At 72.1% G+C, this 23,651-nt stretch carries 20 protein-coding genes and 1 pseudogene; 9 read left to right on the top strand and 12 right to left on the bottom strand.

What is annotated here, in order from left to right:
• Positions 1–192 precede the first annotated feature (192 nt).
• The 7 genes and pseudogenes from WMF46_RS48605 to WMF46_RS48575 form a co-directional block, all read right to left on the bottom strand.
• Complete coding sequence (locus WMF46_RS48605; RefSeq protein ID WP_437983478.1) at positions 193–3,546, bottom strand: protein kinase domain-containing protein; 3,354 nt, start codon at positions 3,544–3,546, stop codon at positions 193–195.
• Between the two features lie 50 nt (positions 3,547–3,596).
• Positions 3,597–3,764 (bottom strand): annotated as a pseudogene (locus WMF46_RS48600) (GxxExxY protein); the annotation flags it as partial.
• A 429-nt stretch (positions 3,765–4,193) separates the two neighbouring features.
• Positions 4,194–4,691, bottom strand: a complete 498-nt coding sequence (locus WMF46_RS48595; protein ID WP_437983477.1) for a hypothetical protein — start codon at positions 4,689–4,691, stop codon at positions 4,194–4,196.
• A 200-nt stretch (positions 4,692–4,891) separates the two neighbouring features.
• Positions 4,892–5,986, bottom strand: a complete 1,095-nt coding sequence (locus WMF46_RS48590) for a formylglycine-generating enzyme family protein (protein ID WP_437983476.1) — start codon at positions 5,984–5,986, stop codon at positions 4,892–4,894.
• A gap of 110 nt (positions 5,987–6,096) precedes the next feature.
• Positions 6,097–8,289, bottom strand: coding sequence for a M20/M25/M40 family metallo-hydrolase (locus WMF46_RS48585; RefSeq protein ID WP_437983475.1), 2,193 nt, complete (start codon positions 8,287–8,289; stop codon positions 6,097–6,099).
• Positions 8,286–8,666 (bottom strand): hypothetical protein, encoded by a 381-nt coding sequence (locus tag WMF46_RS48580; RefSeq protein ID WP_437983474.1) that lies wholly within the window; start codon positions 8,664–8,666, stop codon positions 8,286–8,288. The genes WMF46_RS48585 and WMF46_RS48580 overlap by 4 nt, the downstream gene beginning before the upstream one ends.
• Before the next feature lie 288 nt (positions 8,667–8,954).
• The gene (locus WMF46_RS48575; protein WP_437983473.1) at positions 8,955–11,648 is read right to left on the bottom strand and encodes a HEAT repeat domain-containing protein; all 2,694 of its coding nucleotides are present in this window, start codon (positions 11,646–11,648) and stop codon (positions 8,955–8,957) included.
• Positions 11,649–11,876: 228 nt separating this feature from the next.
• Here WMF46_RS48575 and WMF46_RS48570 point away from each other — a divergent pair, with 228 nt between their 5' ends.
• The 6 genes from WMF46_RS48570 (at position 11,877) to WMF46_RS48545 (ending at position 16,684) form a co-directional block, all read left to right on the top strand.
• Positions 11,877–12,422: a TlpA family protein disulfide reductase gene (locus tag WMF46_RS48570; protein WP_437906150.1), complete on the top strand. Its 546-nt coding sequence runs from the start codon at positions 11,877–11,879 to the stop codon at positions 12,420–12,422.
• A 95-nt stretch (positions 12,423–12,517) separates the two neighbouring features.
• Positions 12,518–13,633 carry an SUMF1/EgtB/PvdO family nonheme iron enzyme gene (locus WMF46_RS48565; protein WP_437988023.1) on the top strand — a complete coding sequence of 372 codons (1,116 nt, stop codon included), beginning with the start codon at positions 12,518–12,520 and terminating at the stop codon, positions 13,631–13,633.
• Positions 13,634–13,695: 62 nt separating this feature from the next.
• Positions 13,696–14,562, top strand: a complete 867-nt coding sequence (locus tag WMF46_RS48560; protein WP_437983472.1) for a helix-turn-helix domain-containing protein — start codon at positions 13,696–13,698, stop codon at positions 14,560–14,562.
• A gap of 269 nt (positions 14,563–14,831) precedes the next feature.
• Positions 14,832–15,362 carry a hypothetical protein gene (locus WMF46_RS48555; protein ID WP_437983471.1) on the top strand — a complete coding sequence of 177 codons (531 nt, stop codon included), beginning with the start codon at positions 14,832–14,834 and terminating at the stop codon, positions 15,360–15,362.
• A 120-nt stretch (positions 15,363–15,482) separates the two neighbouring features.
• Positions 15,483–15,935 (top strand): MmcQ/YjbR family DNA-binding protein, encoded by a 453-nt coding sequence (locus WMF46_RS48550; RefSeq protein ID WP_437983470.1) that lies wholly within the window; start codon positions 15,483–15,485, stop codon positions 15,933–15,935.
• A gap of 233 nt (positions 15,936–16,168) precedes the next feature.
• A complete protein-coding gene (locus WMF46_RS48545) occupies positions 16,169–16,684 on the top strand; it encodes a hypothetical protein (RefSeq protein ID WP_437983469.1) in 516 nt (171 codons plus the stop codon).
• A gap of 18 nt (positions 16,685–16,702) precedes the next feature.
• Here WMF46_RS48545 and WMF46_RS48540 read toward each other — a convergent pair whose 3' ends face one another.
• A complete protein-coding gene (locus WMF46_RS48540; RefSeq protein WP_437714474.1) occupies positions 16,703–16,834 on the bottom strand; it encodes a hypothetical protein in 132 nt (43 codons plus the stop codon).
• A gap of 275 nt (positions 16,835–17,109) precedes the next feature.
• On the opposite strand from WMF46_RS48540, the gene WMF46_RS48535 reads away from it, so the two are divergent.
• From WMF46_RS48535 to WMF46_RS48525, 3 genes are all read left to right on the top strand, one after another.
• Positions 17,110–17,571 (top strand): hypothetical protein, encoded by a 462-nt coding sequence (locus WMF46_RS48535; protein ID WP_437983468.1) that lies wholly within the window; start codon positions 17,110–17,112, stop codon positions 17,569–17,571.
• Positions 17,572–17,786: 215 nt separating this feature from the next.
• On the top strand, positions 17,787–18,119 hold the full coding sequence (locus WMF46_RS48530) for an ArsR/SmtB family transcription factor (protein WP_437296829.1): 333 nt from the start codon (positions 17,787–17,789) through the stop codon (positions 18,117–18,119).
• The gene (locus tag WMF46_RS48525; protein WP_437983467.1) at positions 18,103–18,597 is read left to right on the top strand and encodes an SRPBCC family protein; all 495 of its coding nucleotides are present in this window, start codon (positions 18,103–18,105) and stop codon (positions 18,595–18,597) included. The genes WMF46_RS48530 and WMF46_RS48525 overlap by 17 nt, the downstream gene beginning before the upstream one ends.
• 48 nt (positions 18,598–18,645) lie before the next feature.
• Here the strand turns inward: WMF46_RS48525 and WMF46_RS48520 are convergent, their stop codons facing one another.
• Genes WMF46_RS48520 through WMF46_RS48505 form a run of 4 tightly spaced genes read right to left on the bottom strand, consistent with a single transcriptional unit; the run spans position 18,646 to position 23,643 of the window.
• A complete protein-coding gene (locus WMF46_RS48520; protein ID WP_437983466.1) occupies positions 18,646–19,995 on the bottom strand; it encodes an ABC transporter permease in 1,350 nt (449 codons plus the stop codon).
• Positions 19,992–20,954, bottom strand: coding sequence for an ABC transporter ATP-binding protein (locus tag WMF46_RS48515; protein ID WP_437983465.1), 963 nt, complete (start codon positions 20,952–20,954; stop codon positions 19,992–19,994). The genes WMF46_RS48520 and WMF46_RS48515 overlap by 4 nt, the downstream gene beginning before the upstream one ends.
• Entirely contained in the window at positions 20,951–22,357 is a 1,407-nt protein-coding gene (locus WMF46_RS48510; protein WP_437983464.1) for a TfuA-like protein, read from the bottom strand. The genes WMF46_RS48515 and WMF46_RS48510 overlap by 4 nt, the downstream gene beginning before the upstream one ends.
• A complete protein-coding gene (locus WMF46_RS48505; RefSeq protein WP_437983463.1) occupies positions 22,354–23,643 on the bottom strand; it encodes a YcaO-like family protein in 1,290 nt (429 codons plus the stop codon). The genes WMF46_RS48510 and WMF46_RS48505 overlap by 4 nt, the downstream gene beginning before the upstream one ends.
• Between the last annotated feature and the right edge of the window lie 8 nt (positions 23,644–23,651).

The following is a 23,651-nucleotide window of genomic DNA, read 5'->3' as shown; positions in this document are numbered from 1 at the left end:
GACGGAGGGCGCCCCGTTGGGCAACATTGGAGCCGCCCTCGGCGGGGAGACAGGCGGAAACCATGAAAATCGCTACTGTTTCCGGCGACCGCTCGTCATCGACCGATGTTTCTGGCGGGATTTCTGACCCGCGGTACCCGTCTCGACGTGGGCACATCTGCCTGACACCGGGCAGCTGTGCCCGAGTCGAGACTAGGGCCGGGCGGCGCCCGGCGCGGCGCCCTCGGCTCCTCGCTCCGCTTCGCGCGCCGCCTCGGCGTACTCGCGCCGGAGCAGCGGGTCGAGCTCGAAGGCGCGCCCCAGCGAGGCCTGGGCCTCTCGCGCTTCCTCGCGGCGCGCCTTCGCGTCGGCCGCCCCGCGCGCCCGCGAGAGCAAGAGCCCGCCGCGCACGGCGTGGGCGTGCGCGAGGAGCGGATCGCGGCGCAGCGCCTGCTCGACGTGCTTCAGCCCCTCGTCGGCGGCGCCGCGGGCCTCGGCCGGCGACGACGCCCGCGCGAGGTGCCAGCAGGCGCGCGCGAGCTCGACGTGGCCCTCGGCGTGGGGGTAGATCTCGATGGCCCGCCGCGCGTCGTCGCGCGCCCGCCGCAGCGCCGGCAGGGGCGAGCGCCCTCTCTGCCGCGCCCATTGCGCCTCGACCGCGCCGAGCTGCGCGCCCGCGAGCAGGCAGCCGAGGCAGCTCGGCTCTGCCCGGTAGGCGTCGGCCAGCGCGGCCCGCCCGGCCTCGAGATCGTCGCTCGGGTCTCCGCCCGAGCGCAGCGCGTGGAGCGCGGCCAGGCGGTGGCCCTCGGCGCGGTAGGACGAGGTCCGCCCCGCGGCGGGGTTGATGGCGCGCGATCGGTCGAGGTGGGCGAAGGCGCGCTCGATCGGCGGGCGCGGGTCGGCGCCGCGCCCGGCGAGGTGCTGCGCCAGGGTCAGCTCGGCCACCGCGGCCTGGTTGAGCGCCTGGTAGAACTGGGCGTCGAGCGCGAGGGCCCGGCGCCCGATCTCGAGCGCCCTCTGCACCGTGTCCTGCGGGTCGAACCCGTGCGCGAGGTCGTACGAGGCCCAGTCGTTGTAGAGATCGCCGAGGTTCCAGTAGGGAAAGAGGTATTTCGGATCGCTCTCGATCGCCTGGCGATAGGAGCGCGCGGCCTCGGCGTACTCGGGGCGCGGGTCCTGGCCCTTGTCGCGCCGGTGGTTGCCCTTCCAGCGGTGGACGTTCGCGAGATCGTTGAGCGCCCAGGGGTAGTTGGGCTCCAGCTCGAGGGCCCGCGTCAGCCGGGCGTGGGCCTCGTCCCAGGCAGGGCCCGGATCGAGGCCGGCGCGCGCCTGCTCGAACCCCCGCGTGAAGTGGGCCAGCCCCGCGGCGTCGTGCGCGTACACGTCGCTCGGGTCGAGCTCGATGGCGCGCGCGGCGGTGGCGAGCCACTCCTCGAGGATGGGCTCGGGCTCGAGGCCGCCGCCTTCGTCCTTCATGAGCTGATACCAGCTCATCAGGACCTGGGCCCTCCGGGTGTGGCCCGAAGCGCGCCCCGGCGCCGCCCGCACCGCCTTGCCCGAGGCATCGAGGGCGCGCTCGAGCGCTTCTTTGCGGGGCCTGCCCTGCCGCTCGTCGACCTCGGCCCGCTTCAGCCAGGCCACGGCGAGCGCCTCGTACGCCAGCGCGTCGCTGCGCCCCACCTCGAGCGCCTCGTCGTACCGCGCGACCGCCCGCTCGAGATCGGCGCGCGCGCCGTCGTAATCCCCTCGATCGAAGCGATCGACCGCCTGCGCGTGGGCGATGTCGCCGGCGAGCCGGTAGGCCTCGTACGACCAGGGCGCCTCGTGGCCGGCGAGCTCGGCGGCGCGCGCGGCGGCGGCGTGGTCGCGGCGATAGAGGGCGATGAGCCCCTCGAGGTGGTGGGGCGACTCGAGCCCGAGCCCGCGGCTCTTCTCGAGCGCGGAGAGCGCGGGCAGGAGGTACTGCTCTTCGAGCGCGCGCCGCCGCCCGGCCACCCACGCGGCGCCGCCGCTGCGCCGGGCGTCCTCGAGGGCGCGGCGGTACAGCTCGCCGAGCGCGCGCCCGAGCGCGTGGTGGAGCTCGGGCGAGTCGACCCCGAGCGCACGGGCGCGCTCGAGCTGCTCGCGCGCCGCGTCGAACTCGAGCAGGGCCAGGTGCCCGCGCCCGAGCGCGTAGCGCGCGAGCCCCGCGCCGGCGCCGCCCGTCTCGACGTGGCGGGCCGCGATGCGCGCCATGCGCTCGCGGACGCGGGCCTGCTCGCGGCCGGTGTCGTGGAGCGGCAGGCCGTAGGCGGCGCGCAAGAACCACTCGATCTCCTTGACCTCCTGTCCGATCTCCTCGCCGAGCCTCGCCCGCTCGGCCGCCTCGGCCCGGGCGCGCCGCGCCTCGAGCTGCGAGCGCAGGCCGAGGGCGCCGAGCGCCGCGATGAGCGCGAGCGAGAGGGCCGAGACGGCCACGAGCGCGCGGTGCTTGCGCGCGAGCCGCTTCAGCCGGAAGGCCAGGCGGGGGCGCCGGCCGAGGATCGGCTCGCCGTCGAGGAAGCGCCCGAGGTCCTCGCCGAGGGCCCTCGCCGTGGGGTAGCGCTGCTCGGACTCCTTGTGGAGGCACTTGAGGGTGATGGTCTCGAGGTCGGCGGGCAGCTCGGGCGCGAGCGCGCGCGGGGGTCGGGGCTCCTCGTGCAGCACCTTGAGGAGCGTGGCGGCGGGGGTGGCGCCATCGAACGGCGCCACGCCGCAGAGGAGCTGGTAGAGCGTGGCGCCGAGGCCGTAGACGTCCGAGCGCTGGTCGGCGCCGTGCACCTGGCCGCGCGCCTGCTCGGGCGCCATGTACGCGGGCGTGCCCAGGAGCGCCCCGGTCTCGGTGAGGCTCTGCTCGCCGCCGGCCTCGTAGGCGAGGCCGAAGTCGACGACCACCGGGTGGAAGCTCCCGTCCTCGACCCGCTCGATCAGGATGTTCGAGGGCTTCAGATCGCGGTGCACGATGCCGAGCCTGTGCGCCTCGTGCACCGCCTCGGCCACCGCGCGCATCGCGCGCACCTTGGCGGGCAGCGACATCTCGCTCGCCGCCTCGTCGAACCTCCGGCCGCGCACGAGCTGCATCGCGATGTACGCTTTGCCCGCGACCTCGCCGACCTCGTAGACCTTGCAGACGTTCGGGTGGTCGATGCGCGCCTGGGCGCGGGCCTCCTGCAAGAGGCGCAGGGCGCGGTCGGGGTCGGCCCCGCGAATGAACTTGAGCGCGACCGCTCGGCCCAGGCGCTTGTCGCGCGCCTCGACCACTTCCCCCATGCCGCCCCGCCCGAGCGGACGGACGAGCTCGTAACGGCTCCACGCAGCGACGGGAACCCCGGCCGCTTCGACCGCGGCGCCGCGCGTGGGCGCGCCCCCTTCCGTTTCGGTGTCAGACGCGTGCGCCTCCCCTTCGGCCGGACAGAGGGGCCGAGTCGGCGCCGAGGCGTCTGCCGGCGGCGTCGTCGTCGACGCCGGGTCGCTCGTCTGCGCCGGGCCCGCGGCAAGCGGGCCGGGGCGCTCCGGCGGGAGCGTGGGGTCTTCTTCCGGCGCCGGCATGGTTGAAGCGCTGACAGGGTGGCACAGCCACGCGGGCGGCGAAACGTGTCCATAGCGGCCAGGCCGATGGCGAGCTTCTCCTCGACGACAACGTCGAGTCGATAACCAAGGTCGAGCCTGGCTCCCTTGCAGGTCAGTGGAAGTGGCCTTTGCCTCGCGAAGCTCAAGCCCACGAGCGACAGTTCATGACACAAGCATTGTTCGCAGGCAGACGCCACAAGCGAAAAGCCACGAAGGATGGTCCCTTCTCGCCTCTTCACATTGATTTATATATATATATCTTTCCTCCCTGTCTCCCTGTGTGCTGCCAGCTGGTGGTGGGGCACTTACCCCAATCTGCCAGAATGGTGGGTCCGCCAAGACGTCAAAAGACGCTGATATATTTGTGTTTCCCTTGGCGTCTTTTGGCGTCTTATGGCGGTTCAAAAAAACCCACCTTCGGCCAAAGCACCCCACCACCTGCCAGCTGCTCGCGCACAACCGGATCCGGTTACCGGGAGGCTGCCAGCTGCCTCCGGACAACCGGATCCGGTCGCCAGGCGGCTGCCATGGCGAGAGCCGAACCCTGCAGCAGCGCGAGAGGTGGCGCTCCCTTCAGGCCCTCCGAACGCCGCCGCAGCCGTCGTGCCGCCGGGCCCCGGCGCTGCCTACTGCCCGCCGGGCACGCAGATCGCCGTCGCCGAGCCAGCGCCCATGCACGAGAAGCCCGCCGCGCAGTCGGTGTTCGCCGCGCAGGGGAAGGCGCACTTGCCCACGGCCGTGTTGCACTTGTGCGTGCCGCAGACCATGTCGTTCGAACACGGGAGAGCGAGCGGACCCGGCTGCCCCGTCGTCGCCGGAGCGGTCGTGCCCGGCTGCTGGTACTGCCCGGGCTGCTGATACCCCGGCTGCTGGTACTGCCCAGGTTGCTGGTACTGCCCAGGCTGCTGGTACTGCCCAGGTTGCTGGTACTGCCCAGGCTGCTGGTACTGCCCAGGCTGCTGGTACCCCTGCTGCTGCTGGTTGTACGCGTTGTACTGCGGATCCGACGGATCCTCGGCGTCTCGGCCCCGGCTGCACGCGGAGGTCAGGAGCCCGAGGCCTCCGAGGGCAAGGACGACCGAGGCGGCCGAGCGCGCGCTGGTGAACCACATGGATCGCTTCATCAAGGTCTCCTCGAGGTGCGGGGCTCTCCCCGCGTGAGCGACGAGCCGGTGACGGCCCGCCGCTGAGATCTGAGCCCCGGCCCCCGGAGGAGGAACCGCAGGCCCTTCGCCGGCGAGCGCCGCGCCGCGGGCCCGCTGGACAGGAGCGTACCCCCGGTCGGCGGCCGCGCGCCCCTCAAAAAGGACGCGCCACCGCGCGCTCACCGCGCCGCAGCATCCTTGCAGCAACGAAACCCTTGCTCGTAGCCGTAGTCCTCTTCCTTGTGGAACCCCACCGTGGGGCGGCAGCGGCCGCGCATGGGGCCCCACCAGCCGCCCTTCAGCCCGCTCCGCTCCGGCGACTTGCGGCCCGGCCGCACGACCCACTCGTTGATGTTGCCGTTGAGATCGTAGGCGCCGAACGGCGACACACACGCCGGCATCGAGCCCGCAGGCACGCGCTGATCGAGCCGCTCGAGCTCCGCCTTGCACTTGGGGTGCCGCATGCACCGCTCGTAGTGGAAGAGCGTCACCTCGCGCTGGCGAAAGGGCCGGTCGATGTTGCACTTGGTCGCGTCGCGGGCGAAGCCGTACGTGTACGGGAGCATCTCCTCGCCCTCGCAGGCGAAGTTGAACTCGTCCTCCGTGCAGAGGCGCTTGCCGACGCCCTCGCACGCCTTGACGGCCTGGCGCCACGAGACGAGCAGCGCCGGGAGCTCGCCCTTCCTGTTGGGCCACTCGTACCGGTCGACGCAGAACCGCATCGGCGCGCGCTTCTTCGAGAGGCACTCGCTCGGGCGCCTGTACTCGAGGCATCGCTCGCTGACGGTGGTCGGGCCCTCGGCCTCGTTGGAGGGCGTCGCCCGTCGCTCCTGGTCCTTCTCGAACTCCTTGTGGTGCTTCAGGCAGATCTGATCGACCACGGGGCAGTAGTCGCCCTCGACGAGGACCATGTCGTCCGGGCACCCCTCGGAGCTGCCGGGCAGCCCCGCGTCCGGAGCGCCGCCGTCGAGCGCCTCCGCCCCCGCGTCCGGCGAGCCGCCGTCGAGAGCTGCCGCCGCGGCGTCCGGCGCCGCTGCCACGTACGACATCGCTGCCCCGGCGTCCGGCGGCTCCGCCGGGGTGTAGACAAGCTCCGCCGCGGCATCCGGCGGCTCCGCCGGGGTGAACGACAGCTCCGCCGCGGCGTCCGACAGCTGTGCCGCAGCGGCGTCGGGCGGCGCCGGCTCGGCATCCGCAGCTGCGCCGGCGCGCTCGGGCCCTCCGGAGGCCACGGCGTCGGTCGCCGCGGGCGGCGGGCTGTCGCAGGCGAACATCGCGGCCGCGAGGCCGCAGAGGAAGGCGAGGCTGACCGCGCAGGGCCCGCGTGGGGCCCTGCGCCGTCGAGGTGGCGCGACCGGCGGCGCGGCGCGGCGATGGCGCCGGCTCATCGGCCGGGGGCGGGGATGACCTTGAGCGGCACCCGGGTCCCGCCGCGATCCACCTCGATCTCGACCTCGCGGCCCGGCTCGAGATCGCCGAGCGCGAACATGAAGTCGTGGATGTTGGTGACGGCGTGGGCGCCGATGCGCACGATCACGTCCCCCGCCTGCATGCCGGCGCGCGAGGCCGGCGCGTCGGGCCGCACGCCCGTGAGCTTCACGCCGGGCCCCTGGTACGCGTAGTCCGGCATCGTGCCGAGCGACGCGCGGAAGCCGCCGCGCATGCTGCGGTGCGGGTCGGCGGGCGCGTCGGTGAAGGCGAGGCGCGCGTCGCGCCGCGAGAGGGCGAGCGCCATCCGCGCCGCGAGCACCGAGCACCGCGAGACGCCCGCGGCGTTGATCTTGTCCGCGGTGTCGCTCGGCCGGTGGTAGTCCTCGTGGACGCCCGTGAACAGGAAGGCGATCGGGACGCGCGACGCCGTGAACGACGCGTGATCGCTCGCGCCGAAGCCCTCGACGCCGAACTGGAGCGTGAGGCCGAGCCCGCGGGCGGCGTCGTCCACGATCGACTTCCAGTCGGGCGAGGTCCCCAGGCCGTCGACGAGGAGCTTGTCGTCCCGCATCCGGCCGACCATGTCGGCGTTGATCATGGCCACGATCGGCTTCATCCCCGCGAGCGGCGCCGGCGGGTGATCGACGAAGTGGCGCGAGCCGATGGTGCCGAGCTCCTCGGCGCCGAACGCGATGAACAGGAGGTTCCGGGCCGGCCGCTCGGGGAGCGAGGCGAACCGCCGCGCCACCTCCAGGAGCATCGCGGTCCCCGAGGCGTTGTCGTCGGCGCCCGGATGGACCGCATGCACGCCGGGCGCGCGCGAGAACGACGTGCCCCCGTAGCCGAGGTGATCGTAGTGCGCGCCGACGACGACGTACTCACCGGCATGAGGCGAGCCGTCCCGCGCCGGGAGCAGGCCGATCACGTTCGACGCCGGCGCCATCCGCGCGGTGACCTTGGTCGTGATCTCGATGGTGGTGCCGTCGAGCGGCTTCGGCGCAGCGGCCTTGGTCGCGGCCGGCTTCACGGCCGGGGGCTTCGCGGCGGCCGGCTTCGCGTCTGCCGGCTTCGCCACGGCCGGCTTCGCGGGCGGCGCGAGCCCGGCCGCCGGGAAGAGCGCGCGGGCCGCGGAGCGCGTGATCACCACGGCCGGGATGCCCATGCTCGCCGCGTCGTCCGACACCCGCGGGAGCTCGTCGCCCGCCGCGACCAGGATCACCCCGGCGGCCTTGTGCTCGCGGGCGGTGCGGAGCTTGTAGCGGATGCTGCCGAAGTCGCGGAGCGCGTCCGCCGGCCGCGGAGCATGATGATGAGGATCCGCGGTCGCAGCGCCGCCGTGCGCGCCGGCGGGAGCTGCACCGGCATGCGCAGCGCCGCCGTGCGGATCCGCGGTCGCAGCGCCGCCGTGCGCTGCACCGGCATGCGCAGCGCCGCCGTGCGGATTCGCAGGCGCAGCGCCGCCGTGCGGTCCCCCGGGCGCAGCGCCGCCGTGCGCGCCGGCCTGCGCCGCTCCACCCGGGCCGCCGTCCAGCGTGGGCACGCCGTCGAGCACGATCGCGATCTTCCCCTCGATGTCGCGGCCGGCGTAGTCGTCCCAGGAGAGCGCCGGCGCGGTCACTCCATGGCCGACGAGCACCGCGGCCCCCGACACCGTGCCGCTCGCGCTCCCGTCGGCCGTGACCAGCTTGCCGGCCTCGACGCTCTGCTTCCGGCCCGCGCGCTGCACCGCGAGCGCCGCGGGCGCCACGTCGGCGCCGACCCGCGCGTCGAACACCTGCCGGTACGCCTTCGCGTCGCTCCCCGGCCCGCCCAGCGACGAGAGCTTGAGCTCCGCGAACCGGCGCGCGATGAACTCGGCCGCGAGATCGGCGCCGGGCTCGCCGGTCCCGCGCCCCGCGAGCTCGGGCGACGCGAGGTACGCGACGTCCGCCGCGATCCGCGCCTCCGCGGCGGGATCGACCTCCACCGAGGCCGGCGCGGCGGGCGCCGGCGCGGCAGGCTTCGAGGCCGGCGGCGCGTCAGGCTGGCGGGGCGGCGCGGCCGGCGGAGCGCACGCCGCGACCGCGGCGAGCAGGCCGGCGGCGAAGGCGCGGCGAAGACCCCATGCGCGGGGCGACAGCGGGGCCGCGGCGCGCCCGGCGCTCACCACGGCGACGCCTTCTGCGCCGCGCGGACCAGCTCGAGCGCGCGACGGCCGATGTACTCCTCCACGTCGGCGGGCGCGATGTGGCGGTCCTTCGCGAAGTCGAACTCGCGCGGCTTGCCGTCGCCGAACGTCACCCGGACGATCGCGGACTCCCGCAGGAGCTCCAGCGAGAGGCTGAAGTCGCCGAGCGCGAGCCGGTGCTTGTCCTGCTCCTGGGCGAACGCGATGGGCTGCCCCTTCTCCTGCAGCCTCTCGTGCGCGAACTTCAGCGACTCGGCCCCCAGCGACACGGCCGACTCCGCGGCCGCGAGCGCCTCGGCGACCCGCTTCTTGTGCCGCGCGAGCTCTTCAGTCTCGCGCTCCGCCTTCGATTTCACGGCTTCGATGAGCTCATCACGCCAGGTAGCCACAGTGCACCTCGGCGCGAACACTCTTCCGAAACGTGCGTTTTGTCCAGCCCGACACGCGCCGGTCACCCGACCACCCCGGCCAGCCCGACGCGCGCCGGAGACGGAAATGGCCGCGCTGCCAGCACAAAAACAGGAAGCCCGGAAGCTCCGGAGAGGACGACCTCCTCCTCGAGCGCTCCCGGGCTCCCTGCCCCTGGATCGTGCGCCGCGGCTTCGCGCGCCGGCCGAACGCCGGCCGCGCCGGACCGCGCGCCGCTACGGCGTGTCGGCGCCCCCGGCCTTCGCCGGGGCGAACTTGCTCAGGTCCTCGGCCACGGTGGCCTTCGGGTTCATGAGCTCGTGGAACGCGCGCTTCGCGAGCGCGCCCGTCTCACCCTGCTCGTGCCGCAGGGCCATGAGCACGCCCTTCTCCTTCATGAACTTGAGCGTGTCGATCGCGCCCTTCTTCTTCGCGCTGTCGCCGCTCTTGGCCTCCTGGAAGAGCCGGTAGCGCAGCACGACGCGGGTCTCCGAGTGCGGGCCGTTGTCGTACTTCAGGTTGTCGAACTGGGCCTGGAGCCGCTGCCGCGCCCACTCCTGCGGCGCGTCCGCGACCTTCACCCGCGTGATCGCCTCGGCGTTCGCGACGTACCGGTAGAGGTTGCCGCGCTTGAAGTCCTCGTCCGACCAGTAGCCGAAGGCGCGGTAGTAGTGGTCCTTCAGGTCGTCCAGCGCGGACTTGTCGAAGTCGGCGTACATCGCGATCGTCCGCGCCGCGGTGTCGCTCGTGCCGCCGAGGATGAGCGCGAGCGCCGCCGCGTTCCGGACCTCGACGTCCTTGAGCTTCTCGAACAGCTGCCCCTGCACCGCCTCGTCGAAGCCGCCGACGCCGATGGCGCGCGCGATGGCCATGCGCACCCCGGGCTCGACGTCGGCCGCGAGGAGCGGCACGAGCTCGGCGGCCGCGCCGGGCACCGGCCGGAGCGCGAGCGACGACGCGTAGCAGGCGCCGATGAGCTGCTTGCGCGGCTCCTTCTTGCTCGCGAACTCCTTCGCCTTCTTCGCCACCTCGATCATCGTCTTGTCGTCGGCGCACCAGGCGACGGCCTCGCAGGCGGCCTGGCGGGCCTCCTCGTGCCACGTCTCGTCCTCGATGAGCTTCGTCAGCTTCTCCACCGCGCGCGGATCGCCCCACTCGGCGAGCCCCTGCGACGCGCCGTAGGCGACCGCGCGGAGCGCCATCCCCAGCATCGCGAGCCCGGCGCCCTGGAGCGCGTCCTGGGTGATGTCCAGCTTCGGGTCCTTCTTCCGGTTGAACTGATCGAGGAGCTTCGGGTACGAGGGCTCGTCCTTCATGCGCCCGATGTACCGGAGCGCGCTCTGCGCGGTCTCGAAGGCCGCGGGGAACGGCGGCTGCTGCCCCTCCTTGGGGAGCGGATCCGTCGGGAAGGCCCAGTCGCGCATGTCCTTCAGGATCTTCTCGGAGCGGACCGTGGCGAGGAAGCGCAGACCGTTCGCGTGCGGCTGCGGGCGATCCTTGAGCCACAGGATGACCGGGGCCTCGGCCGCGGCCTTGAGCTCGGCGGCCTTGTCCGCGTGGATCGAGGCGAGATCGGCGAGCATGCGGGCGCCGACGACGCGCGGCAGATCGGTGCGCGACAGGTGCCCGCCCTCGTCCGCCTCCCAGAACTTCTCGAGCTTGTAGAGCTTGAGCGGGTCGGCCAGCAGCCGCTCGCCGAGGAACTTGGCGGCGCGGATGTCGCCGACCTCGGCGAGCCGCGTCCCCGCCTCGCCCTGCCAGTGCAGCGGCGGCTTCCTTGCCTCGATCCATTTCACGAGCGGGTCGGCCGACCGCGGGTCGGCGAGCTCGCGCAGCATCTCCATGATCTGCTTCGTCTGGAACCAGGTCGTCTCCTCCGGGTCCTGCTTCACGCTGTCGAGGGCGAGCACGAGCCCCTCGCCGCCGATGCCGTCGCGCAGCGCCTCGAGGAAGCGCTGGCGGCTGGCCTTGTCGGCGTTCGCGAGGGCCTCGAGGAGCGGGGCGCGCGCCGTCTCGTCGCCGATCCGCCCGAGGCCGTTCGCGGCCTCGCGCGCGACCTCGACGTCCTTGTCCTTCACGAGCGTGATGAGCGCGCTCGTCCATTTGGGCTCGGCGTTGCGCGACAGCACCGTCGCGACCAGCTGCCGCACCGACGGGCTCTCGTCGGTCGCGAGCTTCGAGAGCTCCTCGAGCGACACGAGGCCGGCGAGCTTCTCGGGGTCGAAGGCGATGCCGCCGCCGAGCCGCTCGACCTTCGAGAGGAACCCCTTCCTGTACTGGTCCATCGCGTCCTTGAACGCGGCCGGCTCCTTGAGCTCGACGAGGGCCCAGACGAGCTGGGGCCTGTCGCTCTCGTCCGCGACCTTGAGCGCCTCGAGCAGCGCGTGCTTGGCGCCGTCGGCCTTGGGCGAGCCGTAGTACGCGAGCACCTGCGCGGCGACGCCCTTCACGCGGTGGTCCGGGAGCGCGAGCGCGTTCTGCGCGTGGGTGACGCCCTCGGGGTCGTCGGCCCACGCGAGCTGCATGAGGGCCTCCTGCTGGAGCGACAGCTCGGCGCTCGCGGCGGCCCACTTGCGCCACAGGGGCAGCTGGTCCTTCTTGGGCAGGACGAAGATGTTCTTCTTCTCCTTGGAGACGGCGTCGACCGTCATCTTCTGGCTGTCCTGCTTGACGCCGAGCCAGATGGCGCCCGCGGCGCCGAGCGCGACGACGAGGCCGACCACGATCGACACGGGGCTGAACCGGCCGCGCTTGAAGTTGCCGTCGTCCGCGAAGCCGCCGCCGCCTGCGGGCGCCGGCGGGGCGCCGGGCAGATCGTTGTCATCGGGGGGCCACTTGGCCGCCTGCTTGGCCGGAAGGGGCCCCGGCGGCGGGCGCCGTCCGCGCGGCCCCGCGGGATTCTCTCGTGAAAGATTCGGACGATCGAGCATGGTTCCTCCAGCGCGCGGGCGACGACGTGACCCGAACGGCGGTGGCATCGCGCGGCGTGCCGCGCTGCGCCCCCGACCCCTCCCGGTGGCGGCGGCGTCGCGCGGCGAGCCGCGCTGCGCCCCCGCCCCCGGGCCAGGCGGCAAAGCGCCCGGCCGGTCGAGGCGCCGGACCGTACCAGAGCCGCTCGGACGTAGGCCCAAAGATTTGCTATGAAGCCCAGGGCCCGTATGGCCGAACCCCAGCCCAATTCCGGCAAGATTCTCTATCCTGCAGTCGCGTTGCTCATCGCCCTGAGCGCGCTGATTGGTCTTGTGATCCTGCCGCGCCTTGCGCCGGGGGCCTCGGGCATGGTCGGCGCCGAGGCCCCCGACGTCACGCTGCCGGTCGCCGCCAACGGCGAGCCCGGCGCGCGCATGCAGATCGCCGAGCTGAGGGGCCAGCCGGTGATCCTGGACTTCTGGGCGACGTGGTGCGGGCCCTGCGCGGTCCAGGCGCCGATCCTCGACCGGATCGCGCGCCGCTACGAGAAGAAGGGGCTCGTGGTGCTCGGCGTCAACGTGGACGACCCGCCCCAGGTGGCCAGCCAGTACGCGCTCAAGAAGGGCCTCTCGTATCCCATCCTGATCGACGACGCGAAGGAGGCCTCGGCCCACTACGGGGTGGACAAGCTGCCGAGCCTCGTGGTGATCGACCGGCAGGGGAAGGTCGCGGCCTACCTGACGGGCGTCGTCGACGAGGCGAGCCTCTCCGAGATCATCGAGGCGGCCCTCTGATCTCGCTCGACGCGCCCCGCTCGCTCCACGTGCCTCTCTAGCTCGACGTGCCCCGCTCGTTCCACGTGCCTCTTCCCTCCCGTCCCTTGCACCTCGTGCTGGCGGCGCTCGCCGCCGCCGCGCCCGCCTGCTCCCGCGGCGACGCCGATCGCGGCCGCGACGCCGGTGCGCCGCCTCCGGCCAGCGCCTCCGCGCCGCCTTCGGGGCCGGCGGCCTCCGCCCCGGAGGCGCCGGCCCCTCGGGCCTCTGGCGAGCCCGGCGCGCCCGACGCGGTCAGCGGCGACGCCGGCGCGCCCGGGGCGGTCGGGGATCCGATGGCGACCCACTACGAGGCGCGCGAGGATCTGGTGCGGCTCTTCTCGCTGAAGGAGTTCTCGGAGCGAGAGCGGAAGCTCAAGAACCCCGAGCTCTTCCTGGAGAAGAACTTCGGCGGCGGCTCGCCTGCCCGGCTCAACCAGGGCAACAAGGAGCTCGCGCGGCACACGCGATCGAAGGAGCAGTGCCTGGAGGGCCTCCGGGGCGTCGTCCTCCAGACGGAGGAGCAGCGCGCCCGCTGCGGCGGCCACGAGAACATGGTGCCCGTGTACAGGCGCGGGAAGCCGGCGTCGGCCGAGTTCTGCGTCGACATCTTCGAGTTCCCCAACAAGCCGTGCGAGCTGCCGATGGTCTGGGCGAGCCCGACGCAGGCGGCGGCCGTGTGCAGCCTGCAGGGCAAGCGCCTCTGCACCGAGGACGAGTGGAGCCTCGCGTGCCGCGGCGATCCAGAGGGCGGCAAGCCGAGGACGTACGCCTACGGTGACGAGCTCGATCTCGCCGTCTGCCACACGCAGACGCCGCACCGCGAGATCGACGGCAAGCCGTGCGACGGCGACACCGCGCGCTCTGCCTACAAGACCTGCGCGACCGACACCGAGCCTGCGGGGTCCTTCCCCGCGTGCCGCTCGCGGTTCGGGGTGTTCGATCAGCACGGCAACGTGGCAGAGATCATGACCCGCCGCGACCGCGACGACGGCAAGCTGTACAGCCAGCTCAAGGGGAGCGCCTGGTTCTACGTCGAGGTCGCCCGCGAGCACGACGCCCCGAGGCCGAAGGGCCGCGAGACCTACCCCGACCACTGCGCCTACAGCCCGCGCTGGCACGTCGAGCCGATGGAGGACGCGTGGCACGCGAACTACCACCTCGGGCTGAGGTGCTGTAAGACGATCCGCTGACGCGCCCCGCCCGGCGCGCACGGCTGGCTCGCGCCCGCGTCGACGGGTACCCTTCCCCCGCGATGCAAGCGCTGGCGCCTCGCGCTCGGATCTCCCGCGGCAACTCCGGTGAGGGCCGCTGGGAGATCGCGACGCGGCCCCCGGCGCCGCACCTCCGCCCGTACATCCGCGACTACAGCGGCTACACGGAAGAGACGCCCGGGCCGCTGCGGCGGCGCGAGCTCCCGGCGCCGCAGATCGTCGTGATCATCGAGTTCGGACCGCCGCTGCGCGTGTTCGACGCGGGGAGCGATCGCCGTCATTCCTCGCACCCCGGCGGCTTCGTCGCGGGCCTCGACGCCACCTTCACGATCACCGAGCACGACGGGTTCCAGCGCGGGCTCCAGGTGAACCTCACCCCCATCGGGGCGCGGCTCTTCTTCGGCGTGCCCATGGAGGAGCTGACCGGGCGCGTGATCCCGGCGCGCGATCTGCTGCCCAGGAAGCACGCCCGGCTGGCGGAGCGCCTCGAGGAGCTCCCGACCTGGGACGCGCGCTTCGACCTGATCGAGCGGGCGCTCGGCGAACGCGTGGACGAGGCGCGGCTCGAGGTCGGCGTGGTCTCGTGGGCGTTCCGCCGGATCGAGGAGCGCGGGGGCGCCGTCGACATGCGCGCCCTCGCGCGCGAGCTCGGCTACAGCCAGAAGCACGTGATCGGCCTGTTCCGCGAGCACGTCGGCGTCCCGCCCAAGCTCCTCGCGCGGCTCGTGCGCTTCGACCGGCTGGTGCGGCACCTCAAGACGGGCGCCACGGGGACGTGGGCGGAGCTCGCCCAGCGGTTCGGCTACTACGACCAGGCGCACCTCGCGCGGGACGTGAAGCAGTTCAGCGGGACGACCCCGACCCGGACGCGCGCGGCGCTGATCGACGTCGCCGGCATGAGCCCGTAGCGGGCGAGCGCTCTTCGGGGCCTCGGGCGTCGGGCGCGCCGGGTCGAACGTGGGACTCCCTGTACGCGGCGAGGGCGGCGCTCGCGTGGAAAAGCTGCGCGCGCCGTTCGCGGAGGAAAGGAATCTTTTCATCGAACGTAGACCTGTCTGAGCAGCGCAGTCGCCCGGAAGGCGCCGCGCCCGGCGCTTCCAGGCGCTGTGGCGTCGCCTGGAGGGCCGCGCGGGCCTGCTCGAGGTGAACGTCCTCGTTCTTTCAAGGAGATCTCGACATGACACGGATGAAGCTTCTCGGGTTTCTGATGGCTGGTCTCGCGCTCGTGGCTTGCGGCGACGATGAGGGGAATGGCGATGGCGGTAGCGGGAGCGACATCGAAGGCAAAGAGCTCGGCGCGCTGACGGCCGAGGAGGCCGACGGCCTGTGCGACGACCTCCGCGGGCAGGCCAAGACGATCTCGAAGGAGGACGCGTGCGAGGCCGAGGGGGTGCTTGCCTCTCTGTTCGGAATGGAGTGCGAGACCACCAGGCAGGAGTGCATCAGCGCTCCGGAGGAGCCCGAGGCGACGGACGACCTCGACGCGTGCGGAGCGTCCCAGTTCACCGGCTGCACCGCCACGGTCGCGGAGGTCAGGGCCTGCTTGGACGCCATGGTAGGCACCATCAAGGCGCTCACGTGCGAATCGACGTTCACGGACATCGCGCAGCCGCCCGCTGCGTGCGCCGCAATCGAGGAGAAGTGCCCGGGGGCCCTGCGCGGAGGGGGAGAGGAAGAGGAAGACGAGAGCGAGGACGGAGGCTCCTGAGCGCGGCGCCCGCCCCGCCGCGCGGTTCGGTCTCGCTGGCAGGAGCCCGTGGCGGGGTAAAATCTTTACAAGACCACCGGCGTCGCGTTCCCCAGGATAGGCTTCGAAGGGACGAACACCATGTCGAGCCTGTCTCCCACGCCTCCCACACCTCCCACGCATGTTCCTCCTGGTCTCCGTTCCGAAGAGTTCCAGAGGCTCGCGCTGTCGCTCCCCGAGGCCGAGGAGCAGGACCACTTCGGCAAACCATCGTTCCGCGTGCGAGGGAAGATCTTCGCGACCCACTGGGTGGCGGAGGAGCGCGCGGTCCTCAAGCTGTCCCTCGAGGAGCAAGACAGCCTGGTGCAGGCGCAGCCCGACGTCTTCTCCGTGACGCCGTGGGGACACCAGGGCTGGACCCGGGTGGAGCTCCGCCGCGTCGACCGGACGCTCCTGGAAGAGCTGCTCGTGGGGGCCTGGCGCCGCGTGGCGCCGAAGCGCGTGGTCGCGCAGTGGGACGCGGGCCGCAGCGGGGAGCCGGCGGCGCCGCCGGGCTCTCCCTCACCTCCCCGGAGACGCCGGCGCGCGACGTGACCGGCGCCGGGATGCGCGGTCCGGAGAGCGCCTCGGCCGCGCGCGGCGAGCCCCGGGCCGGAGGCTGCGGTCCATTTTCCGATGGTGAGGAAGGAAAGTTCGAGACTGGTCGTAGTAGGTTCACGCATGGGCGCCTGCCTGATCGACGGGGCAGCCCGCCCGCTTCCTCCGGCGGAGCCGTCTCGAGCGCCGCACGGACACCCAGGTGGACCTTCTCGATGATGGAGTACTCGATGACACGAATGAAGCTTCTTGGACTCTTGATGGCCGGGCTCTCGCTCGTGGCGTGCGGCGATGACGAGGCAGGCAATGGGGCCGAGACCGGCGGCAACACCAGCGGCGGGGGCGATCTCGACGGCAAGCAGCTCGACCAGCTGACGGCCGCGGAGTCCCAGCAGGTGTGCGCGGACATCGCAGGGTCGATCGAGTTGTCGAAGGAGGACTCGTGCGAGCTAATCGGGCTGGGCAACACCATCCTCGGGGGGGATTGCGAGACCTTCAAGGACCAGTGCATCAGCGAGCCGGAGGATCCCGAGCCGATCGGCTCGTGCGATCCGTCCGAGTTCGCGGGGTGCACCGCCACGGTCGCAGAGATGAAGGCCTGTATGACCGCAATGACGAGCGCCATGAGAGCGCTCACGTGTGAATCGAGCATCGCGGACCTGGCGCAGCAGCCCGCCGCGTGCGCGGTCGTCAACGAGAAGTGCCCGGAGCTCGGCGAGACCGAAGGCGAAGGCGAGGGCTCCTGAGGTCGCCCCTCTCCCAGATCACCGGTCGATCTCGGGCGTCACGACGTCGAAGCGCGCGATGAGCGCCACGAGGTCGGTCAGGAACAGCCCGAGGAGCCTGGCCTCGTCGCCATCGCCGTGAAGCTCCCTGTCCGGAGCCGCGCCCGTCACGCCTCCTCCCCGCCCAGGCCATGACATGCGGTGGGCCGAGCACCTCCACGAGCTGCACGCGACCGGCATGCCTCGAGCGCCATTCCGCGCTGTCCGCCGATCGGATCTCCACCGACGAGATGGTCGACCCGTGGCACGCAAGGCCGACGTGGCGATCCGGAGGGGAGGCTGCCCGACAGCGCGGAGCGCGGATATCGTCGAGGCGACGGGGCGCCTGCGGGTCCTGAACGGCCAGGAACGCACCTTCCTCGTCAAGGAGAGCTCGAATGAGACGGATGATGCTTCTCGGGGTCCTGGGGGCTGGGCTCGCGCTCGCGGCGTGCGGTGGCGATGGGGGCGAGACCGCCCTCGACGAGAACCGGCAGCTCGGCGAGCTGACGACCAAAGAGGCCAGTCAGGTGTGCGACGATCTCAAAGAGCCGATGAAGCTCGCGAGAGCAGATCAGTGCGATCTCATCGGACTGGTCAACGCCTCTGACATAGAGGAGTGCGTGGCCATCTGGCGGGCGTGCATCCTCTCTGCAGATGAACCTCTGACGTCGACCAGGTGCTTCACGTACGACTTCGAGGGGTGCACCGTCACGGTCGCGGAGGCCAAGACCTGCCTGATCGCCATGGCCGGCACCCTCAAGGCGCTCTCGTGCGGGTCCAGCCTCGACCTCTTGCAGCCTCCTGCGGAGTGCGTGGGCGTCCGCGCGCTCTGCCCGTCGATCCTCGAAAACGGCGAAGGCTTCTGAGGTCGCCTCTCGCCCCGCTTGCCGGCCGCTCTCGATCTCGTCCGCCGCGTCACCGCATCGCCTCGCGCCCATGCCTTCGGTCGCCGAGCGCGACCGTCAAGCCGTCGCGGCTCCTCGCATCCTACATTGGAGCACCTGCTGCGGCCCGCGCCCGGAACGCGCCGGCCGAGCATCCCGGACCTTGACAGGTGACCATTTGGTAACATATCAAGTGGGTGACGGACGACGATCGCGTCTTCAAGGCGCTGGCCGATCCCACCCGGCGCTCCCTCCTCGACCGGCTCTTCGCGCGTGACGGCCTCACGCTCACGGAGCTCGAGTCCGAGCTCGAGATGTCGCGGTTCGGCGTGATGAAGCACCTTCGGGTGCTCGAAGCCGCGGGGCTCGTCGTCACGGTTCGATCGGGCCGGAAGAAGCTTCACTACCTGAACCCGGTCCCCATTCGCCAGATCCACGACCGTTGGATCGACAAGTACACCGAGGGGCGCATTTCGGCGCTCGTTGATCTGAAGAAACACCTGGAGAAGAACAATGACGACGAAGAGTGAGAAGCCGGTCCACATCTACCGAGTCCACATCAAGGCGACGCCCGAGGCCGTCTGGGAGGCGATCACGAAGCCCGAGTGGATCGAGAAATACGGTTACTGCGCCCGCGCGGAGTACGATCTGCGCCCCGGCGGCAAATACCAGGCGTTCGCGAACGCGGAGATGGCCCAGCACGGCGGCCCCAACGTGATCATCGATGGAGAGGTCATCGAGGCCGATCCCCCGCGAAAGCTCGTTCAGACGTGGCGCATCCTCTGGGATCCCGAGATGAAGGAGGAAGGCTTCAGGCGACTTACCTGGGAGATCGAGGTGAGCCCCTACGGCATCACGTCGCTGACCGTGACCCACGAGGTCGGCGATGCACCCAAGACAGCCGCCATCACCTCGGGCGCGATCAAGGAAGCCGGCGGTGGCTGGAGCTATATCCTGAGCGATCTGAAGACGCTGCTCGAGACAGGCAAGACGCTGTCGGCGGCTTGAAAGCGCTGCGCCGCGCGTCCGGACAGCCGATCGCGCCGTCCGCCCGCGTCACCCGGCGCGGGCCCAGCGCCAGAGCTCGCGGAGGGTCGGCGTCGATCCATGGGAGAGGACGCCTATCCGGAAAATCCTTGCAGCCACCCAGATGAAGAGCAGCACGGTCGCGCCGGTGCCGCCGATGGCGACGAGGATCTGCCAGAGCGGCGGCTCGGAGACGAGGACCCGGACGAACATCACCATCGGGGCGTAGATCGGGATCATCGAGAGCACGACGGCGAGCGTCGAGCCGGGGTGACCGGCGATGACCACGAGGAAGAACGGCGGCGCGGAGAGCGCCATCGAGATCGGGCTCATCAGCTGCTGCGCGGCCTTCTCGGAGCTCGCGGCCGCGCCCCCGACGGCATAGACAGCCACGTTCACGAGGTATCCCAGGACGAAGAACACGACGAAGTACACGGCGACCATGGGGCGAAGCAGGGTCTCGGCGTCGATGAGGCGCGGCCCTCCCAGCGCGCCTATCGCGACGCCCGCGACAGCCGCCATCCCGAGCCACACGACGATCTGCGTGAGGCCGGCGGCGGCGAGGCCGAGGATCCTCCCGGACAGGAGCTCGAACGGCGTCACCGAGGAGAGGAGGATCTCCATGATCCGGTCCGACTTCTCCTGCACGATGCGGCGCAAGATCTCGCGACCATTCAAGAGGATCGCGACGAAGAGCAGGCCGCCGAAGCCGAAGGCGACGAGCAGGTCGAGGTCTCCGCCGGGGCCCCCAGGGCCGCTCGAGGAGAGAGGCGCCGAGTCGAACGCAGGGGGCGACAGGAGGCCCTCGATCTCGGCGGCGTCGCGGCCGCGCGCCGTCCACCGCGCCACGGCGACGCCGCGCGCCACCACCGCCGCGGCGTGCTCGACGGCATCGAGGTCAGCCCCCTTCGCGTACAGCGCGCCCCGCGCGCCGAGGTCCTCGAGCATCGCGGGCGGGAGCACCAGCACGCCGTCCACGCCGTGCCCTCCCGTCTCGACGCCCGCCCTCGCGCCGTCGAGCAGCGCCGCCACGGCCGCGCTCGTGGCAGCGGCGTCCCCGGGGGCCACGTAGGTGAGCCGCAGCCGGGCGGCCCTCGGGAGCACAGCGCTGCCCATCGCGGCGCCGAGCGACCTCGCGCTGGACCGCGCCGACGCCTCCTCGGCCAGGCTCGCGGAGGCGGCCTCCACGACACCGCGAAGGCGGCCTGTCCCGTCGACCACGACGACCGAGCGATCTCCGGCGCCGACGGCGACGATGAGCGCAGGGAGCAGGCCCATTGCCGCGAAGAGGACCGGCAGGAGGAGCGTCGTGAGGGCGAAGGACGCGGTCTTCACCGAGGCGACGTACTCACGCTTCAGCACGACGAGGATGCGGCTCATGACGCCTCCAGCGCCGCTTCGCGACCCGCGCGCGCCCTGTGGGCGAGCGGCGGCGGGGCGCCCTCGCCGACGACGCGAGAGAAGATCTCGCCGAGCGACGGCGACGAGACCTCGAACCGCCGCACCTGGAGGCGCGAGAGCGCCGCCGAGAGCGCCCGCTGCGCGTCGCCGGCGTCGCGCAGCACGAGCTCCGCCGCGCCCGGCTCGATCCGCGCGCTCACCACGCCGTCGACGCCAAGGAGGAAGGTCCCGTCGCCGTCGAACTCGATCCGCGCGGTGTTGCCGGCGAAGGACGCCTTCACCTCGCCGACGGGCCCCGAAAGGACGACGCGCCCCCGATCGACGACGACCACGTGGTCGGCCAGGCTCTCGGCGAGCGGCATGACGTGGGTCGAGAGCAAGAGGGTCTTTCCGGCGGCGCGGAGCTCCCCGAAGAGCCGCTTCACGAGCACGGCGTTGACGGGATCGAGGCCCGACATCGGCTCGTCGAGGACGAGGATCTCCGGGTCGTGGACGAGCGCGCCGCAGAGCTGCACCTTCTGCTGGTTGCCCTTCGACAGCGTCTCGATCCTCGCGCGCGCGACGTGCTCGATCTCGAGCGACCGGAGGAGCCGCGCGGCGCTCTCGCGCGCGCGGCGCGGGCGGACGCCCTTGAGCTCGCCGAGGAAGGCCAGGTGCTCGGCGACCGGCATCTGCTTGTACAGGCCTCGCTCCTCCGGGAGGTACCCGACGCGATCGCGGATCGCGACGCTGTCGCTCCTGCCCCCGAGCACCTCGACCGCGCCCTCGTCGGGGAGGAGGATGCCTGTCACGAGGCGCATCGTCGTCGTCTTCCCGGCGCCGTTCCGGCCGAGGAGGGCTGTGGCGCCGCCGCGCCGCACCTCGAACGACACGGCGTCGACGGCCCGCCGCGACGCGAAGACCTTCGTCGCCCCGCGGAGCGAGATCGCGGGCGTCATCGGCGCTCCGGGGCCGAGGCGCTCGCGGCGCGGTCGCCGTGCGCGGCGCGGCGATAACACACCTCGCGCAGCGCCACGCGCTTGAACTCGTCCGCGTCGGCGAAGCCGGCGGAGCGCAGCGCGCTCGCCGGATCGGGCGGCACGGGCGCGCCCAGGCATCGCTCGAAATACCACCGGATCAGGTCGCCTTCGGCCATCCCGGCGTCGGAGAAGGCGGGGTTCGACAGGCCGAGCTCGGCGAGGCGCTGCTGCTTGTCGCGGGCCCGGGAGAGCAGCTCCGCGTACTCGCCGGAGACCGAGAGGTGGTCGCGGACGTGGCCTTGCGCCACCTCGTCGACCGCCTTCTCGACCCAGCCGATGAGCGCCTCGTCGCGGAGCAGCCGCGTCAGCTCGCCCCAGCCGACGCTGAACCGACCCATCCACGCCTTCACGTCGTCCGGCTCATAGAGCCGCCGCTCGCGGCGGAAGGCGTCGGACGCCCGCTCCAGCGCGGCGTTGTCCACGGTGAGGCCGCGCCGCTCGGCCTCCTGCAGCGCGAGGTACCGGAGCATGGCCCCGCGCTTCGCCCGGCCGTAAGCCGCCGCGTCGAGGCGGAGCTCGTCCAGGATGCTGTCGAGGGCGACTGTCTCATACGGCGACGGGTCGCCAGCGGTCGGGCGCTCCGCGGCGACCATCTCGCCGGCCGCCTGCTCGGCGCGGCACCAGAACTCGGTGACCTCGAACCTGTACGTGACGGTCTTCAGCGAGAAGCCCGCCTCGGCGCGCGCGCGCAGGTGACGGAGCAGCGCGATCGCGTCGTCGCGCTTCTGGTGGACGCGCCCCTTCGGGAGGAAGTCACGCAGCGACGTGAGCTCGCTTTGCGGGACGCCGTGGCGGGACGCGGCCTCGAGGATCACGGGATAGACGCGGTCGGGATAGTAAAGAGACTTTGCGACCGCCGTGAGCGCGTCGCGCGTGGCGGCGGTGATCACGCCCGCGGCCGCCGCGGCGTCGAACGTCCTGCGGATATTGACCATCGCCTCGGAGCCGGCGCGAAAGCCGCTGTCCGCGGGGCCGTGGACGACGGCCACCTCGTCGTCGTCCTCGAGGAGGCCGTCGCGGTACGCCTCGAAGATGGCGCCCACGCCTTCCATGCCGAAGGCCGAGAGCTCGGCGGCGCGCAGCGCCCCCATGCTGGAGCTCCCGAAGACGTGGATGCCCTGCGCCATCGCGAAGAGGATCTCCTTGTGCCAGACCGCCGGGACCCGCTCGAAATAGCCGTCGATGATCGCGATGGCGCTCGGGCGCTTCGCGCATGCCCGGTAGACGTCGCCCTGCGAGACCGGCGGCAGATAGAGGGCGTCGAGCTCCGCCCGCGCGGCCTCGAGCGAGAGGGTCGGACCGACAAAGACGATGATGCTCATACGATCTCCTTCAAGCTCGCTGCGCTCCCGCTCCGGCGCTCGAGCGCGCGGCGGAACCGGCGGCCAGGGATGTAGTTGGGGAACGAGTGGATCCCTTCGAGCCCGGGGATCACGATCTTGACGACGGGGATGCCGAACTCCGGCTTCGTGAGATCGAAGGCGACGACGCTGTCGATCCCGACCGCGCGCAGCCGCTCGAGCTGCCAGGCGACGTCGTCCTCGAACGTGTCGCCCGCGAACGTCGGCCCCGCGGAGAACGAGCGCTCTCCGCGCGCCGTCAGCAGGCGGCGGAGGTGCCGGACCTGATCGGGGCTCCGGTGGCGGTCGTACTCGGTCCGGAGGAGGTCGTCGCGCGCGCCCGAGATGACCGTGAGCCGGGTCTGCGCGGCCTCGGTGAGGGCGCGCAGCAGCGCGACGGCGCGCGACGGGTGGCAGCCTTGCCCGCCGGAGCCGTGGAGCGCCCGGACGGCGTCCTCCGTCCGCTCGGCGATCAGACACTCGTACGAGGGGATACCGACGTCGGAGGTGGTCTCCCACGCGCCGACGGCGATCCCGGCGGCAGAGAATCGCGCGAGCACCTCGCGGCAGCCGGGATCATCGATGCTGTCGAGATCGAGCCGCCTCGCGTCCCGCTCCTCGTCGGTGAGCGCCCCCCACACGGCCGTGGCGTCGCGCTCGACCACCTCGCAGATACCGTAGCTCACCGCCTCGAGGATCCCGTTCCCCGACGAGAGCCCGTTGGTCGAGCAGCAGAAGATACCCGGGTTGACGCGGCCCGTGGCGGTGGCGTTGACGTGCACGAGCTCGTAGGGGACCCACACCGGGGCGCCGCGCATGAGGTCGTAGCCCTCGGCCCACAGGAGCGGGGTGTCCTCGTCGAGCGGCACGCTCGAGGTCCGCGGCAGCGCGGAGACGTCGGCTATCGCGTGGGAGCGCCGGAGCTCGCGAGAGGAGCCGAGGAGCAGCGGCCGGACGATGTTCTCGCCGTGATAGGCCTCGATCGACTCCATCAGCCCCGAGACCTTCGCCGCCGCGAGCGTCAGCCCCTTTCCCTGGCTGACCGAGAGAGAGCGCGAGTTGGGGCGGCAGACGACGACGACCGGTATCCCGATCGCGTCGAGCCCCGTGACGTTGGCGATCCGCGTGATCCCCATCGCCGGCATGAAGCCCTTGATCCGATCCAGGGTCTCCTCGGGCGAGGCCGCGCGGTGGGTGCCGTTCATGAAGCGCTTCTTCTCGGGGCCCGAGAGCCCCGGCATGGGCGGAAGCTTTGTCTGAGTCTCCACGATGCTTC

The sequence above is a fragment of the Sorangium sp. So ce117 genome (assembly GCF_051524395.1).
Taxonomy (GTDB): Bacteria; Myxococcota_A; Polyangia; order Polyangiales; family Polyangiaceae; genus Sorangium; species Sorangium cellulosum_B.
This window is presented reverse-complemented; position numbering and strand designations above follow the sequence as displayed.

Coding starts and splice junctions, on each gene's coding strand:
- WMF46_RS48605 (WP_437983478.1), bottom strand. CDS start 3,546: ATGCCGGCGCCGGAAGAAGACCCCACGCTCCCGCCGGAGCGCCCCGGC.
- WMF46_RS48595 (WP_437983477.1), bottom strand. CDS start 4,691: ATGAAGCGATCCATGTGGTTCACCAGCGCGCGCTCGGCCGCCTCGGTC.
- WMF46_RS48590 (WP_437983476.1), bottom strand. CDS start 5,986: ATGTTCGCCTGCGACAGCCCGCCGCCCGCGGCGACCGACGCCGTGGCC.
- WMF46_RS48575 (WP_437983473.1), bottom strand. CDS start 11,648: ATGCTCGATCGTCCGAATCTTTCACGAGAGAATCCCGCGGGGCCGCGC.
- WMF46_RS48570 (WP_437906150.1), top strand. CDS start 11,877: ATGGCCGAACCCCAGCCCAATTCCGGCAAGATTCTCTATCCTGCAGTC.
- WMF46_RS48560 (WP_437983472.1), top strand. CDS start 13,696: ATGCAAGCGCTGGCGCCTCGCGCTCGGATCTCCCGCGGCAACTCCGGT.
- WMF46_RS48555 (WP_437983471.1), top strand. CDS start 14,832: ATGACACGGATGAAGCTTCTCGGGTTTCTGATGGCTGGTCTCGCGCTC.
- WMF46_RS48550 (WP_437983470.1), top strand. CDS start 15,483: ATGTCGAGCCTGTCTCCCACGCCTCCCACACCTCCCACGCATGTTCCT.
- WMF46_RS48545 (WP_437983469.1), top strand. CDS start 16,169: ATGACACGAATGAAGCTTCTTGGACTCTTGATGGCCGGGCTCTCGCTC.
- WMF46_RS48535 (WP_437983468.1), top strand. CDS start 17,110: ATGATGCTTCTCGGGGTCCTGGGGGCTGGGCTCGCGCTCGCGGCGTGC.
- WMF46_RS48525 (WP_437983467.1), top strand. CDS start 18,103: ATGACGACGAAGAGTGAGAAGCCGGTCCACATCTACCGAGTCCACATC.
- WMF46_RS48520 (WP_437983466.1), bottom strand. CDS start 19,995: ATGAGCCGCATCCTCGTCGTGCTGAAGCGTGAGTACGTCGCCTCGGTG.
- WMF46_RS48515 (WP_437983465.1), bottom strand. CDS start 20,954: ATGACGCCCGCGATCTCGCTCCGCGGGGCGACGAAGGTCTTCGCGTCG.
- WMF46_RS48510 (WP_437983464.1), bottom strand. CDS start 22,357: ATGAGCATCATCGTCTTTGTCGGTCCGACCCTCTCGCTCGAGGCCGCG.